The sequence below is a fragment of the Candidatus Macondimonas diazotrophica genome (assembly GCF_004684205.1).
GTDB classification, from domain to species: domain Bacteria; phylum Pseudomonadota; class Gammaproteobacteria; order UBA5335; family UBA5335; genus Macondimonas; species Macondimonas diazotrophica.
The window spans coordinates 41494-57343 of the sequence record NZ_SRIO01000001.1; the positions used below are offsets into that span (position 1 = coordinate 41494).

The following is a 15850-nucleotide window of genomic DNA, read 5'->3' on the forward strand; positions in this document are numbered from 1 at the left end:
TCAGATGTGGTTCATCTTTGTCACAGACCGGCTTGGAAGCACACGCGGCGAGCAACATAGCCGGGACCACGAAGATCAGCCGGCGTAACACGGTTAACATAGTGTAATTCCTGCGTATTCAAGCGCGTCAGCGACGCGGGAATGACAAGCCGGATCCAGTGGCGTCAATGGCAGCCGGATACCCGGACCCATCAGACCCATGCGCATCAGCGCCCATTTGGTGGGAATGGGGTTGCTCTCGATGAACAGATCCCGATGAAGCCGTTCGAGACGGGCGTCGATGGCGCGCGCCGCAGACTCGTCGCCGGCCAAGGCCGCACGACACATCTGATGCATCAGTTTCGGTGCGACGTTGGCTGTCACCGAGATGTCGCCCTTGGCGCCCGCCAGCATTGCCTCACAGGCAGTGGCATCGTCGCCCGAATATACGGCAAAATCGGACGGGCAGGCCTGCAACAGGTGACGCATTCGATCAAGATCGCCCGCCGCCTCCTTCAGGCCCACGACATGGGGGACGCCGGCCAATCGCACGGCCGTGTCCGGCTTGAGATCCACGCCCGTCCGGCCGGGCACGTTGTAGAGTATCTGAGGAATGGCCACCGCTTCGGCAATCGCCCGATGATGACGGTACAACCCTTCCTGGGTTGGCTTGACATAGTACGGGCTGACCAGCAGACAGGCATCGACCCCGGCATCCTTCGCGGCCTGGGTCAACTCGACGGCTTCGGCAGTGGCATTGGCGCCGGTTCCGGCAATCACCGGAACCCGCCCGCGGACGAGCGCCACCGCTTCGCGGACGAGTGCGCAATGCTCGGCAAAGCTGAGTGTAGACGCCTCGCCGGTTGTTCCGGCCACCACGATCCCGTCGGTTCCCGCTTCGATGTGGAATTCGATCAATCGGGCAAATGCTTCCCAGTCGATCGCCCCGTCGGCATGCATGGGTGTGGCCAAGGCAACGAGACTGCCCGTAATCATGACCGGCTCCAAAAGTAAAGCTTGCGATGTTACCCCCCACCGCGCACGGCAACAAGCGCATTTGCATCAGGAGGCCGTATTTCCCGCCCAGCCGCCGATGCGGCAAGGTGCATAATGACCCCCCCACCGCTTCAGCATCCCGGAGTTTTCGCCATGCCCTTTCCTGAACCTGGTGACTTGATCCCGCCTTTCAACGTCATGGCCACCCAAGGCCTCAAGGTTTCCGAGAAAAGCCTGAAAGGCAAAATCACCGTGCTGTATTTCTATCCCAAGGACGACACCCCCGGCTGCACGACCGAAGGACAGGACTTCCGCGACCATTTGCCGGCATTTCAGGAATTGGGCGCCCAGGTGATCGGCGTCAGCCGGGACACCCTGGCGTCCCATGAAAAATTTGGCACGAAGTACGACCTACCTTTCCCGCTGATCGCCGATATCGATGAGGCTTTATGCCGCATGTTCGAGGTCCTCAAGGAAAAGAATATGTATGGACGCAAAGTGATGGGCGTGGAGCGCAGTACGTTCCTGATTGACATGGAAGGGCGCGTCGCGCGCATCTGGCGCAAGGTCAAAGTGGACGGCCATGTGCCGGAGGTGCTCGAGGCGGTCAAGGCCCTTCGGCAGGAGCACAGCCTATGACGCCGCCGGTCAGCTCCGCCCGCCGCCGCCGCAGCCGTCCCGAGGACCTGATCGAGGAGTCCCTGCCGGAAGCCGAGCGTACCCGGCTCTATGTTCTCGATACGAATGTCCTGATGCACGATCCCACCGCATTGTTCCGCTTTGAGGAGCATGGCGTCTTCATTCCCATGGTCGTGCTGGAGGAGCTCGATGCCGCCAAGAAAGGCACATCGGAAGTCGCCCGCAATGTCCGGCAGGTCAGCCGTTTTCTCGATGAGCTGATGCAGAGCGCCGATCGTCACGCGGTGGTAGCAGGACTGCCGCTTGTCCGCACGGCCTCATCGGATGCGCCCCAGCGCGATTGTGGCGGGCGCCTGTACTTCCAGACCGAGCCGCTGCCGACCAGCACCATCCCGGTGACGTTACCCGGACTCAAGCCCGACAACACGCTGCTGGCAACCGTCATGGCCTTGCAGTCGCAGCATCCTGACCGCGAAGTCGTGCTGGTGTCCAAGGACATCAATCTGCGCATCAAGGCCAGCATCATGGGGCTGTGCGCGGAGGACTACTTCAACGATCAGGTACTGGACGATGCCGATCTGCTTTACCGCGGATGGGAGGAGCTGCCGGAGGATTTCTGGAACACCCACAGCAAGGACATGGCCTCCTGGAACGAGAAGGGCCGGACGTTCTACCGGGTCATTGGACCCAAGGTCGGCAGCTGGACACCCAATCTCTGCCTGTATACGCCAGATGGTGGCTTCGAAGGGATCGTACGCGAAGTAGCCCAGGGTGCGGCCCGCATCGAGATTCTGCGCAACTACCGCGAGAACGCCATCTGGGGCGTGCACGCCCGCAACCGTGAGCAAAGCTTTGCCTTGAATCTGCTCATGGACCCCGATATCGATTTCGTGACGCTGCTGGGTGGCGCGGGCACCGGCAAAACCCTGCTGGCGCTTGCCGCCGGGCTCGCCCAGTGCCTGGAAATGAATCGCTACCGGGAAATTCTCATGACTCGGGTGACCATCCCCGTGGGCGAGGACATCGGCTTTTTGCCCGGCACCGAGGAAGAAAAGATGACGCCCTGGATGGGGGCGCTGATGGACAATCTGGAGGTCTTGACCCATAGCGACGAAGGCGGCGACTGGGGGCGAGCCGCGACTCAGGATTTGCTGGCCCATCGCATCAAGATCCGCTCGCTCAACTTCATGCGCGGCCGGACTTTCCTGAATCGCTACCTGATCATCGACGAGGCGCAGAACCTCACCGCCAAGCAGATGAAGACCCTGATCACACGAGCGGGCCCCGGCACCAAGATCGTCTGTCTCGGCAATGTGGCCCAGATCGATACGCCCTACCTGACCGAAACCAGCTCAGGGCTGACTCATGTGGTGGACCGTTTCCGCACCTGGTCGCACGGCGGACACATCACGCTGGTGCGCGGCGAGCGCTCACGGCTGGCCGACCATGCGGCCGAGATCCTCTGATCGACCCTCGAAACTGAACCATGGCCGCACCCTGACGTGCAGGGCGCGGCCCTTGGCATGACGGATCACCGTCTTGTCATCGATGCCCTCTCAAGCGCCGTCCGGATCGGTGCCATAATGCCCAGCGTCGCATTTTCGCAATCGATATTGGCTGACATCAGAGGTGACCCATGAGCATGATCCACTTCGTCGGTGGCGAGAAAGGCGGCGTTGGCAAGTCCGTGATGGCTCGGTTGCTGTCCCAGTATTTCCTGGATAAGGGCCAGGCCCATACCGGGCTGGATGCCGACCGATCCCATACCACCCTCAGCCGCTACTACCAGGACTTTACGCAGCCGGTGGACCTGGAACGCTTCGAGGATGCGGACCGCATCATGGAAGCAGCACTCGATGGCGAGCGCGCGGTACTCATCGATCTGCCGGCGCAAAGCCAGCGCCTGCTGCAGCGCTGGATCGAGGATAACGACGTCCTGTCGCTGTGTGACGAAATGCAGATCCCCGTGGTGTATTGGTATCTGGTGGACGATAGCGTCGATTCCGTGCAGCTGATCGAACAGTTCCTGGATGTCCATGGCGAAAAGCTGCGCTGTGTGGCGGTCAAGAATCTAGGCCGCGGATCGGATTTCAGCGCCATCGAGGCGCTGCCGGCATTACAGTCCCAGATGGCCCTGCCGGCATTGCATGCCGAGACCATGCGCCGCATCGACCGGCGGGAACTCAGCTTCTGGGCGGCCGCCAACGTGGTTGACGGCGAGGGGCCGCGCATGAGCCTGATGGAGCGCCAGCGCGCCCGCGTCTGGCTGCGTAAGGCTTATGCCAACATCGATCAGGTGCTGGCATCCATGCGGCAATAGCACTTCCCATCACCCCACGGCAGCCTGACCGAGCTCATCGGCATCACGCGCGCAGCCGGCGGCGGGCGCTTGCGACCAATCCATGGCCCATACGCAGACCCACCGAAGAGCGCACCCCCAAGTCATGCGCTGATTCAGATCGCTGCTCGTGCGAGACTCGTGCGGATGCGCGGCGCTGGGCAGCGGGGCACACCCGCCACACCGTTTTCTCGCACGGCGCGGCTTAAAGTCCGCTCCCAAACCAGACTGGACTGATTCACAAGCGCCGGATCATGAATCGATGACTGCCGCCCGTCGCCTCACCAGAAACCAGCTGATGTCCGAGGTGCTCGACCAGACTGCGAATTTCCCGGGGCGCATGGGGTGCATCGGTGGTCAGCGCGAGAATCTGACCCACCGCCATCTGATCGAGCACCTGCTTGGCCCGCAAGACGTAGAACGGTGCCGCCACACCGGATACATCGAATTCCCGAATCGGGGCGCTCATGGTAGTTTCTCCTCCGAGTTTTGGGGTGTCTGGAACAATCTATCGGCGCCCATCGTCTAATCTTCGCTTCTGCATCGACCATTTCTTGTCCCGCGAGGTTTCCGTGTCCGCGCGATCCGCCCTGAATCCATTCCGCATCGGTTTGACCTGCCTCGGGCTCGCCGGCCTCCCGATGGCTCTGCCTGCGGCCAGTTTGTTGCCCGATATGGGCAATAGCGTGGATGAGGTGCTCTCGCCGACGGAGGAAGCCCGGCTTGGAGAAGAGGTCCTGCATCAACTGCGGGCCATGAATGCGCTGTTGGACGATCCGCTGTTGGATCGCTATCTGCAATCCCTTGGCCAACGTCTGGTCTCCCAAAGCACGGCGGCCGGAGATCCGTTCCTGTTTTTTGCTGTGCGGGACAGTCGCATCAACGCCTTTGCCCTGCCCGGCGGTTATGTCGGCGTCAACACCGGACTGATCATCCAGACCCGCAATGAAAGCGAGCTTGCCGGCGTACTCGCCCATGAAGTCTCCCATGTGTCCCAGCGCCATATCGCGCGGCGCATGGCCGATAGCCGCCAGGCCAACATCCTCACCGGCGCGGCCATGGTGGCCGCCATTCTGGCCGGCGCGGGCTCCGGCAACCCGCAGATGGTGCAGGGTGCCGTGTCCGCCGGCATGGCCGCAACGGTGCAAAACGCCATTTCCTTCACGCTGCAGAATGAAAAGGAAGCAGACCGGATCGGTATGCGGCTTCTGGCGGACGCGGGGTTCGATCCGAACGGCATGCCGAGCTTCTTCGAGCTGATGGCCCAGCAGAGCCGGTTCTATGAAACCGCCTACAGTGATTTTCTGCGCACCCATCCACTCAGCACCGAGCGCATCAGCGAGGCCACCGACCGCGCAAGGATGGTCGCTGCTCCGAAGACGCGATCCGCGCCATCGCGAGCGTACCTCCTGATGCGTGCCCGCGCGCGCGCATTGACCGGAGACGACCTGATTGCCAGTCAGACCGCATTCCGAACCGAGATCGATCGCAGCCAAGGGACGGCGCTGGAAGCGGCCCGGTACGGATTGGGACTGACGCTGCTGCGTCAGGGACAGCACCCGGCGGCGGTAAACGAATTCACGGCGTTGGTGCGTGATCACCCTGAGATCCCCGAATACCGGCAGGCCCTGGGCGAAGCACAGCAAGCCAACGGCCAGAATGACGCCGTGCTGGCCACCTACCGGACGGCATTGAATCTATTCCCGGGCGATAGCGTCCTGTCGCTCGGCTATGCCCGCGCGCTCTTGCTCCAAGGCAAAGCCCAGGATGCCTACACGCAGCTCGAAGCGCTCTCCGCGACGCCGGAAGTGACCGGCCGCCGCCTGCGTCTGCTGGCGCAAGCAGCCGAGGAGTTGGGCCGAAAAGGCGAAGCCCATGTTTATCTGGGTGAATATCTGGCGTTTCAGGGACAGACGCGGGAAGCCATCACGCAGATGACCTATGCGCTGCAAGAGCCGGACCTGGACGACATCGAACGCACCCGCGTGGAAAATCGGCGCAAAGCGCTGGCCCGGCGCCTGCGCGCCCAGCGGTGACCGCGACCCGCGCCGATGCCGTGATACCCGAACCGGGCTGGGTGGCTCAGGCGGCAATCCCGCTGTGGCGCAGCAGGGCCTCGATGGTCGGTTCCCGTCCGCGGAACGCCTCGAACGAGGCCGCCGCCGGACGCGACCCACCCACTTCCAGGATTTCGCGCAGGAATCGGCGGCCGGTAACCGGATCGAACAGGCCGGCCTCTTCGAACGCGGCAAATGCGTCGGCCGAGAGCACCTCGGCCCATTTATAGCTGTAGTAGCCCGCCGCGTAGCCGCCCGCAAAGATGTGAGAGAAACTGTTCGGGAAACGATGCCAGGCCGGCGGATGGATCACCGCAACCTCACGACGCACCGCCTCCAGAATTGCCTGTACACGTCCGCCAGTGGACGGATCGAATGTCCGATGCAGCCGTAGATCGAACAGCGAAAACTCGATCTGACGCACGAACTGCATCCCCATCTGGAAATTGCGCGCATCGATCATCCGTTGGAACAAGCTGTCCGGCAGCGGCTCACCGGTTTCAACATGGCCGCTGATGAGGTCCAACACGTCTCGCTGCCAGGCCCAGTTCTCCATGAATTGGCTGGGCAGCTCGACAGCGTCCCATTCCACGCCATGGATTCCCGACACCGGCAGGTGATCGACTTCGGTCAGCAGGTGATGCAGTCCGTGCCCGAACTCGTGAAAGAGCGTCAGCACTTCGTCATGCGTCAACAGGGCGGCCTGCTGTCCGACCGGCGGGGTAAAGTTGCCGACGATGAACGCCACCGGGAGTTGCACGGTCTGGCCAATCCGGCGACGGCTCACCGCATCGGCCATCCAGGCGCCGCCGCGCTTTTCCGGACGAGCGTAAAGGTCGAGGTAGACGTGACCACGCGGGTGTCCCTGCGCATCCCGCAGCGCATACAGCTGCACCTGCGGGTGCCAGCGCTCGGTGGTTTCGACCGGTTCGAAATGCACGCCGAACAGTCGGCCGATCAGACTGAACAGCCCGTCGATCACCCTCGGCGCAGGAAAATAGGGCCGCAACTCTTCCTCGGACAAGCGATGACGCGCCAGCCGCAGTTTTTCGCTCCAATAGGCCACGTCCCAAGGCTCCAGCGTGAAATCATCGCTCGACCGGCTTTTGGCAAACTGCGCCAGTTCGTTGCGCTCGGCTTCCGCCACAGGGCGCGCGCGCGCCGCAAGGTCGAGCAGAAAACCTTCGACGCTGTCGACATCGGGCGCCATCTTGGTAGCCAGTGACTCCTCGGCATAGTTCGCAAATCCGAGCATCTGTGCGGCTTCGTGGCGCAGCGCGAGAATCTGATCGATCAACAGTGCGTTGTCCCAGCGCCTCGCATGCGGACCCTGATCCGAGGCGCGGGTGGCGTAGGCGGTATAGACCTCGCGGCGCAGTTCGCGATCATCCGCGTAGGTCATCACCGCCAGATAGGACGGGCCCTGCAGGGTCACCAGATACCCCTCCAGTCCCTGATGAGCGGCGTTTTGGGCCAATTGATCCAGCGCCGAAGCCGGCAGCCCCGCCAGCGCCGAAGCATCGGTGAGATGCCGTGTCCAAGCGTTGGTTGCATCGAGGATGTTCTCGCTGAACTTGTTCGATGCCAAGGAGAGTGCTTGCACGATTTCCTTGAACCGGGCTTTCTGCTCCATGGGCAAGGCCACGCCGGCAAGCCGGAAATCGCGCAGGGCATTGTCGATCACGCGGCGCTGTGCGGCATCCAACCCCAATTCGTCGGCCTGATCCGCCAGGGACTGATAGGCCTGATAGAGCGCTTCGTTCTGCCCCACCTCAGTGGCATAAGCGCTGAGCAGGGGCAGGCAGGCGTTGTAGGCTTCACGCCAGGCCGGGCTGTCGCACACCGCGCTCAAGTGGCTCACCGGCGCAAACGCACGCTCCAGCGCATCTTCATGCGACTCGAGCGAGTCGACCAGATTTTCCCACGTGTAAGGACCGCCCGCGGCGAGACGCTCGGCCAAGGCTTGGCGATTGGCCTCGATGAGCTGCCGAACCGCTGGTTCGGCATGTTCGGGGCGAATGCGCGAAAAAGGCGGTAGTCCGGAAAGACCAAGCAGTGGATTATCATTCATGCACAGCGGATTCCTGATACGTTTTCTTCAAGCGGGTGACCATCGCATCACTCTAGCATCGCTGGGTCTCCCCGCCCATCCGGCAGTGCTGAACGGGCAATGCGAGCTGCACCCACCGGGACGGCGTTCGCGAGAAGATGCCGCGGCCGCCGCCGGTGACCTCATTCGACGCGGCCATGATGGAACGAAAGTGCGACGCCGATCGGGGTCACGGCCTTCGTCAGTCCACCGAAGCGAAGTCGTTCTGTTGCGGAACTCGACCTGATTTCGGCCTGAACACCATGTGTCACACCGGCCACTTTCGTATGGATTCAGAACAGACCGGACCCGTCCCATCCGCTTCGCTTAATCGCCGCTTATCGGGGGTCGCGCCACATGATCCACAACGTCGGCGCATGACCCGTAAAGCGAATTTCGTCGATGACCCTGAATCCATGGCCTAGGTAGAACTTCAGGTTTTCTTCCCGGGAGTTCTCCAGATAAGCAGGCACCCGCGCTTCATCGCATCTTTCCAGAACCGCTTTCATCAGGGCAGTCCCCACGCCCTGGCCTTGAAACTGACGGCGGGCACCAATGGCAAAAAGATAGTAATGCGGGGCTTCTGGATGCAGCCTCTCTGTCTTGTTTCCGCTGATTGCGAGCCGGATCATCGCCAGCGGACCGATCAACTTGAGCATCCTGAAGACGTTGACGAGGGTAAACGGCCACTTCAGCCGCTCACCCGGCCCCAGCCACGCCGCTGCGCCCTCTCCGCCTTCGGTCATGTAGCAACAACCGCGGGGCAAAAAAACCGGTAGCGTGACATCGAACATCAAGCGAACGAAGCCCGGCTTGTCCGAGATCCAGTTCATGATGGGATCATCACGAAACGCCTCTGCCAGAATCCCGATAGCGTCCGCTTTATCATTCATATCGATCGAACGAACACGCATCCAAACCACCTCGAACTCGCATTTCAGATGTACATGCGCGTAAACAGACCGCAGCCTCAATCCGGTTCATGCAGAACCGAACCGTGGCGGCGCTTCATCGACCCAAGAAATGAAGCCGGAACAATTCCTCGGATTCGATTCAGCCACGGCTGATGAGCCCCCGATACCACGCCACCATACGCGCACTCTTCGGCGCGCTTTAGCGCACCACATGACCAATCGGGGCGTTGTCAGAATGCCCCAAGGCCCCGCCCGGGGGCAGCACCCAACGCCCTCCCGACCAATCTCACTCTCGGTTAGCGCGACACGGTATCAGCACACCTCACCGCACTGACTTTGGCGGCTGGTATACCGGGATATTCGATCAGCGGCCCGCGATCACGGCGCGTGCAGCCACCAATCATGCTCCCTTGGCAGCGCCATCTCGCCTGACGCCATGATCTTAATCCAGCAGTCTTTTCCATAGGGTGTGGTGTGGTGCGGTGCTTTCCCGTTCCCCATGGCTGCCTCCATGACGGATACCCCTTGTTGCGACGTGCAGGTGAATCAAGCTTCTCTCGACATCACTCGATCACCGAGCCGCCAGAAACCATAGGCGGTGACGCCTTGAACAGCAACACCGCGATGCTGCAGATGCCTTCCCGCCGGTGACGTGCACCACTGCGAGCCAGCGACCCTATGGTGCATGCCTCGGCCAGGACGGATCGGCCGGCCAGAGGGGTTCGTTCTGCCCCAGCTCGGTGGCATACTGCCTAAACAGGGTCACAGGGGCATTGAAGACCTCACGCCAGGTCGGGCCCTTGAAAACTGCGCGCGGCGGACTCACCGGTGCAAACGCACGCCGCAGCACAGCTTCACCACGACGCGACCGGCTGGTCCGGATTTGTCCCGGATGCAAAGGCCATCCACGGCGAATCCCTGATCCTTGTCTCAACGGATGACAATGCCAGCCCGCTCACACGAGCACAGAATCTTTCCCTCCTGGCGGCGCAAAGGAATCCACTTCATGAGTGAAACCATCGACTTCGACTATCTGGTACTCGGTGGAGGCAGTGGCGGCCTGGCCACGGCCAAACGGGCCGCCGAACTGGGCGCACGGGTGGCCCTGCTCGAACCGGCGGAGCTCGGTGGAACCTGCGTCCATCGGGGCTGCGTTCCCAAAAAGATTCTTTGGAACGCTGCGGAAGTCGCCCATCATCTGCACCACGCAGGCGAGTACGGCTGGTCGCCGCCGGCGGCCACATCTTTCGACTGGCCCGGGATGGCAAAAAAGCGCGTCGCTTATCTCGAGCGGCTTGGCGGGATCTACGCCCGCCAGCTGGAACAGCGTGGAATTGTTCACGTTCGCGCTGCTGGCAGGCTCGAAGGCGAGGGCCGGGTGCGCGCTGGCGAGCAGCTGTTGCGCGCGCGGCACATCGTGATTGCGACCGGCGGCCTTCCCTATCGACCGAACCTCCCGGGCGCCGAATGGGGCCTTACTTCCGATGATTTCTTCCAGCTCCCCGCGCTGCCGGCGCGCGCGGCCGTGGTCGGCGCAGGGTATATCGCCGTGGAACTGGCCAGCGTGCTGGCGGCATTGGGCAGTGAAGTGCAGTTGCTGGTGCGTGGTAATCGCCTGCTCAAGGCCTTTGATGCACGGCTGGGACAGCAGCTGACCGAAGCCTTCGTCGCTCAGGGCATCACCGTGCAATTCGATCATGCAGTGAAGACCGTCGAAAAAACGGCGGACAGCCAGATCGTGGTCACGGGCGCGGATGGCCGGTGCGAACCCTTCGATGCGCTCTTCTGGGCAACCGGCCGGGTGCCCAACCTGCTCCAGCTCGGTCTGGATACGGTGGGGATCTCGCCGGATCCGGACGGTGTGCTGCGGGTCGATGCCCAGGCGCGCACGCCCGTGGAAGGGCTCTATGCCATCGGTGATGTCACCGGCGAGCCAGCCCTCACCCCGGTGGCGATCGCCGCCGGCCGCCGCCTCGCCGAACGGCTGTTCGGTCATGGCAATCCGCCGCCCATTGATCCCGAAATGGTTCCGAGCGTGGTGTTCACCCATCCGCCCGTGGCCAGCGTGGGTTTGAGCGAGATGCAGGCACGGGATCGTTTCGGCGATGCTGTACGGGTGTATGAGAGCGCTTTCGTGCCGCTCTATCACGCCATGACCGAAGACAAGCCACGTACGGTGGTCAAGCTGGTCACGACCGGCGATGAAGAACGCGTCGTCGGCCTGCATATGATCGGCCCCGGCGTCGATGAAGCGTTGCAGGGATTTTCGGTCGCCATTCGCATGGGCGCCACCAAGGCCGATTTCGATCACACCATTGCCATCCACCCCACGACGGCTGAAGAAGTCGTGACGTTGCGCTGAAGAGGCCCGCCATGTCCGTACGATCGTATCTCGACGCCCACCCCCAGCTGGGCGAGCGGGTTTACATCGACCCCGATGCCACGGTCATCGGGCAGGTGACTCTGGCCGATGACGTGTCGGTCTGGCCGGGCGCGGTATTGCGCGGCGATGTCGAGCGCATTCGCATTGGCGCACGCAGCAACATTCAGGATGGTGCCATCTGTCACGTCACCCACGATGGGCCCTATTCCCCCGGCGGGGCCAGTCTGGTGATCGCACAGGAGGTGACCGTGGGCCATCGCGCCGTCCTGCATGCCTGCCGCATCGGCGCGCGCTGCCTGATCGGCATGGGCGCATTGGTCCTCGACGATGCCGTTCTGGACGACGAGGTCATGCTGGGTGCGGGCGCCCTGGTTGCGCCGGGCAAGCATCTGGAAGGCGGCTGGCTGTATGTCGGCAGTCCCGCCCGACCGGCGCGGCCGCTGCGGCCGGCAGAACGTGAGTTCCTCGCCTATTCCGCAGCGCACTACGTTCGCATGAAAGACCGCTACCTCGCGGCGTGAATCCGGACCCGGCAGCACCGCCCGTAGCCGCCCGATACAGACCGCACGATTGCCGGCTTTGCGACTCTAACTCAGCTCCCGAGAACAAAGGAGCGCGCCATGAAAGTGGGACATTGCGTCTGCGGCAATACGCTGTTTTTCCAGAATTCCGCCTGTTCGGCATGCGGCCATACCGTGGGCTTTCTGCCCGACCGGCTGCAGATCGCCGCGCTACAAAGCGCAGATTCGGGTTTGCACCCGCCTGATGACGCCGCCGCGGTGTACCAGCCCTGCGGCAACCAGGTCGAGCATGGCATCTGCAACTGGCTCATCCCACCCGGCGATGATGCCGCACTCTGCCCATCCTGCCGCCTCAACCAGACCATTCCCGATCTGTCGGTTCCGCAGAACGTGGCTTACTGGCACACGCTGGAACAGGCCAAGCGCCATGCCCTCTATACGCTGATTCAGCTGGGCGTACCGATAGCCAGCAAAGTCGATGACCCGAACCGGGGCCTTGCCTTCGATTTTCTGGCCGACAAGCATCCCGATACCGAGTTTACCAAGCCACTGCCGGGGCAGGCGCCTGTCCTGACCGGCCATGACAATGGCCTGATTACGCTCAATCTCGCCGAAGCAGATCCGATCGCGCGCACCCGCCATCGCGAGCATATGGGCGAGGATTACCGCACCGTGCTGGGGCATTTTCGACATGAACTGGGCCACTACTATTGGGATCGGCTGATCCGGGACACCAACCGCGAGGACATGTTTCGCGATTGCTTCGGCGATGAACGAGCGGATTATGCCAACGCCCTGAAACGGCACTACGAACAAGGCCCACCTGCCGACTGGTCGGATCACTTCGTCAGCGCCTATGCCAGTGCCCATCCATGGGAGGACTGGGCGGAAACCTGGGCGCACTACATTCACATGCTCGATACACTCGAGACCGCCGAGGATTTCGGCGTGCGCCTGCGTCGCATTCCCGGAGATCATGCCCCGCAACCCGACATGCTCACCATCCGGCGTAGCGAGGATTTCAGCGCGCTGATGGACCAATGGTTCAGCCTCAGCGTGCTGTCCAACGCGCTCAATCGCAGCATGGGCCTGGATGACGCCTACCCGTTCACGCTCACCGCGCCAATTCGGACGAAACTGCAGTTCGTTCACGACATCGTGAGCACCTGGAACGTCGCCGCCTAGGGCGGTTCCGCCAATCGGTTCAACGCAGGAATATCGCATGGCCGACGACGATCTGTTCACGCCGTTCCAACTCGGGGACCTGACCCTTCCCAACCGCATCGTGATGGCGCCGCTGACCCGCAGCCGTGCCCAGCCCGACAACACGCCGGGCGAGCTGGCGGCGCGCTATTACGCCCAGCGCGCCAGCGCCGGGTTAATCGTGAGCGAAGGTGTGGTCATCAGCCCACAAGGGGTGGGTTATCCCAATGTCCCGGGCCTTTACACCGATGGCCACATCCGCGCCTGGCGGCCCATCACCCAGGCCGTACACGAGGCGGGCGGACGCATCTTCGGCCAACTCTGGCACGTCGGCCGGATCTCGCTGCCGGGCTATCAGCCCGGCGGAGCGCTGCCGGTCGCGCCGTCCGCGGTTTTCCCGAAAGGGAATGCCTTCACGTGGACCGGTCCGAAGCCGTTCCTCACCCCACGCGCACTGGAACCCGGAGAAGTTCCCGTCATCGCCACTCAGTACGGCGAAGCCGCCGCACGCGCGCTGCAGGCCGGGTTCGACGGCGTGGAGATCCATGCGGCCAATGGCTATCTGATCGACCAATTCCTGCGCGACGGCAGCAACCGCCGCACCGATGCCTATGGCGGTTCCATCCCCAACCGGCTGCGCTTCCTGAGCGAAGTGGTCGAAGCGGTGGTGCGCGCCGTTCCCGCGCGCCGCGTCGGCGTGCGCATTTCGCCTGCCAGCCGCGTCAACGACATGAGTGACAGTAACCCGCAAGTCCTGTTCAACGCCGTTGCCGAGCATCTATCCGGTTACGGGCTGGCCTATCTGCACGCCGTGGAGTGGGCGCCGAATGAAGAAACGCCACCGGCGTTCGATTTTGAGGCGCTACGCCGGTGTTTCGGCGGCCCCTACATTGCCAACGGGCACTATGACCGGACGCGCGCCCTGCAGGCGCGGGCGCAGGATCGGGCCGATCTCCTCTCCTTCGGCCGGCTCTACATTGCCAATCCCGATCTCGTGGCTCGGCTGGCACAGGATGCGCCGCTCAATACCCCCGATCCAGCCACCTTCTACGGCGGCGACGCGCACGGCTATACCGATTATCCCTTCCTGCCCGAGACTCGCTGAGTCAGGTATTTGATCTGCATCAGTGCCGTACGGCCCGGTCATGCCGTAGCGTTGATCTGACGCACTGTATCAGGAGGTCCGGCGAGGCAGGCGGCGGACCGCCATTGACAATCACTTGCCTCGCACATCACAACAACAATGCGTGAAGAGGGTCATGAGGGTCGGCCCAGCGCCGCCGCGCAGGGCCTTGTTTCGTTCAGGAGGATGACGATGACCATTACCGCGACGACCGCGATCAAAGAAGGACATTTCTGGGCTTACGCCCGCTTTTACATTCTTCCCGCATTGGGCCTTCTGGCCTGCGCGGCGCTCATTGTGGGCGGCGCTGCCATGTGGCAGATCGCCCTGCTGTTTCTGGCCGTCTTTTTCCTGGGCGACCTGGTGCTCGGGAACGACGACCGGGAATATCACTACGCGCATCCCTGGATCTTCTACGCCATGATGTATTCGGTCGTGCCGATCATCCTGGTGGCATTTGCGCTGTTCTGCTGGGTGGTACGCCAGGCCACCGCTCCCGGGGATTTTCTGGGGATCGCCGCGCTGGTTCAGAGCCTGACGGGCTTTGACATGATCGCAGCACACGCCAGCGATGGCGCACTGGAGTACCTCGGAGCGACCGCGGCACTGGCCGTCGCCACGGTCAACGGCGCGATCGTGATTGGTCACGAACTGACCCATCGCACCGAACAACCCTTCTCGTTCTTCATGGGCCGGCTGGGTGAAGCCTTCAGCATGATGACGTACTTTTCCATCGAACATCCCTATGGCCATCACGCCACGGTGGGGACCGATGCCGATCCGGCTACCGCGGTGCGGGGCGAAAGCTTCTACCATTTCGTCTGGCGCTCCATCATCGGCCAATATCGCAATTGCTGGCATCTGGAGGCCGATCGCTGCCGCAAGATCGGGGCCGCGCCCTATGGCTGGCGCAACCGCCTGGTGCGCAGCTACGCCATGGAAGCCGCCATCGTGCTGTTCGCGTTCTGGGCTGCGGGAATCCTGGGAGTCGTGCTGTTCCTCATCAACGCACTGGCGGTCCATGTAATCCTGGAACTGGCCAACTACACCGAACACTACGGCCTGGTCCGCGATCCCGTCGATCCCGTCCAGCCCCGGCATTCCTGGAACACCAACAACCGGGCCACCTACTGGTACACGGTCGGGATCGGCCGGCATTCCCACCACCATGCCGATGCCAGTGTGGAGTTCTGGAACCTCAAGCCCTTCCGGGACGCGCCCATGTACGCCACCGGCTACATCACGGCATTTCTGATGGCGCTGGTCCCGCCGCTATGGCAACGCGTCATGACGCCCAAGCTGATCGAGTGGGACCGGCATTGGGCCAATGAACGAGAACGTGAACTGGCCCGCCAGGCGAATCTGCACAGCGGCATACCGCAGCTGATCGATGCCGCCCGGGAATCGGTCAAACCGCATACCCCGGCACCGGCAGTCTGACCAGACCCGATGCGGTCTTCCATGCCCCGCTTTCCCCCGCGAACGCGGGGCATGCGTTTTTGTGCACAGCGGCCATGGGTCACGAGCGCCGGATCACCGACAACGACGACTTCCCATCCCGGTCGCCTCGCCGCATCATGGTTGGGCCATCCACTGCACCCGACAGGC

General features: G+C 62.7%; 13 protein-coding genes. 9 read left to right on the top strand and 4 right to left on the bottom strand.

Annotated elements, in window-relative coordinates; translation table 11 throughout:
* Positions 1-93 precede the first annotated feature (93 nt).
* Positions 94-975 carry a 4-hydroxy-tetrahydrodipicolinate synthase gene (dapA, locus tag E4680_RS00210; protein ID WP_135280366.1) on the bottom strand — a complete coding sequence of 294 codons (882 nt, stop codon included), beginning with the start codon at positions 973-975 and terminating at the stop codon, positions 94-96.
* 153 nt (positions 976-1128) lie between these two features.
* Between dapA and E4680_RS00215 the strand changes: the two genes are divergently transcribed.
* The 3 genes from E4680_RS00215 to E4680_RS00225 all read left to right on the top strand — a co-directional run bounded on the left by E4680_RS00215 (position 1129) and on the right by E4680_RS00225 (position 3934).
* Complete coding sequence (locus tag E4680_RS00215) at positions 1129-1614, top strand: peroxiredoxin (RefSeq protein WP_135280367.1); 486 nt, start codon at positions 1129-1131, stop codon at positions 1612-1614.
* Positions 1615-1727: 113 nt separating this feature from the next.
* On the top strand, positions 1728-3080 hold the full coding sequence (locus tag E4680_RS00220; protein ID WP_240696071.1) for a PhoH family protein: 1353 nt from the start codon (positions 1728-1730) through the stop codon (positions 3078-3080).
* 170 nt (positions 3081-3250) lie between these two features.
* Positions 3251-3934 (top strand): P-loop NTPase family protein, encoded by a 684-nt coding sequence (locus E4680_RS00225; protein ID WP_135280369.1) that lies wholly within the window; start codon positions 3251-3253, stop codon positions 3932-3934.
* A 256-nt stretch (positions 3935-4190) separates the two neighbouring features.
* Here the strand turns inward: E4680_RS00225 and E4680_RS00230 are convergent, their stop codons facing one another.
* Positions 4191-4421, bottom strand: coding sequence for a sulfurtransferase TusA family protein (locus E4680_RS00230; protein WP_135280370.1), 231 nt, complete (start codon positions 4419-4421; stop codon positions 4191-4193).
* 103 nt (positions 4422-4524) lie between these two features.
* Between E4680_RS00230 and E4680_RS00235 the strand changes: the two genes are divergently transcribed.
* Entirely contained in the window at positions 4525-5988 is a 1464-nt protein-coding gene (locus E4680_RS00235; RefSeq protein ID WP_167792294.1) for a beta-barrel assembly-enhancing protease, read from the top strand.
* Between the two features lie 46 nt (positions 5989-6034).
* Here E4680_RS00235 and E4680_RS00240 read toward each other — a convergent pair whose 3' ends face one another.
* The gene (locus E4680_RS00240) at positions 6035-8080 is read right to left on the bottom strand and encodes a M3 family metallopeptidase (RefSeq protein WP_135280372.1); all 2046 of its coding nucleotides are present in this window, start codon (positions 8078-8080) and stop codon (positions 6035-6037) included.
* A 356-nt stretch (positions 8081-8436) separates the two neighbouring features.
* Entirely contained in the window at positions 8437-9012 is a 576-nt protein-coding gene (locus tag E4680_RS00245; protein ID WP_135280373.1) for a GNAT family N-acetyltransferase, read from the bottom strand.
* A 1006-nt stretch (positions 9013-10018) separates the two neighbouring features.
* Between E4680_RS00245 and gorA the strand changes: the two genes are divergently transcribed.
* The 5 genes from gorA to E4680_RS00270 all read left to right on the top strand — a co-directional run bounded on the left by gorA (position 10019) and on the right by E4680_RS00270 (position 15682).
* The gene (gorA, locus tag E4680_RS00250; RefSeq protein ID WP_135280374.1) at positions 10019-11374 is read left to right on the top strand and encodes a glutathione-disulfide reductase; all 1356 of its coding nucleotides are present in this window, start codon (positions 10019-10021) and stop codon (positions 11372-11374) included.
* Between the two features lie 11 nt (positions 11375-11385).
* Positions 11386-11916 (top strand): gamma carbonic anhydrase family protein, encoded by a 531-nt coding sequence (locus E4680_RS00255; RefSeq protein ID WP_135280375.1) that lies wholly within the window; start codon positions 11386-11388, stop codon positions 11914-11916.
* 99 nt (positions 11917-12015) lie between these two features.
* On the top strand, positions 12016-13101 hold the full coding sequence (locus E4680_RS00260) for a zinc-binding metallopeptidase family protein (RefSeq protein WP_135280376.1): 1086 nt from the start codon (positions 12016-12018) through the stop codon (positions 13099-13101).
* Between the two features lie 37 nt (positions 13102-13138).
* A complete protein-coding gene (locus E4680_RS00265) occupies positions 13139-14224 on the top strand; it encodes an alkene reductase (protein ID WP_135280377.1) in 1086 nt (361 codons plus the stop codon).
* Between the two features lie 210 nt (positions 14225-14434).
* Positions 14435-15682: an alkane 1-monooxygenase gene (locus E4680_RS00270; protein WP_167792295.1), complete on the top strand. Its 1248-nt coding sequence runs from the start codon at positions 14435-14437 to the stop codon at positions 15680-15682.
* Positions 15683-15850 lie beyond the last annotated feature (168 nt).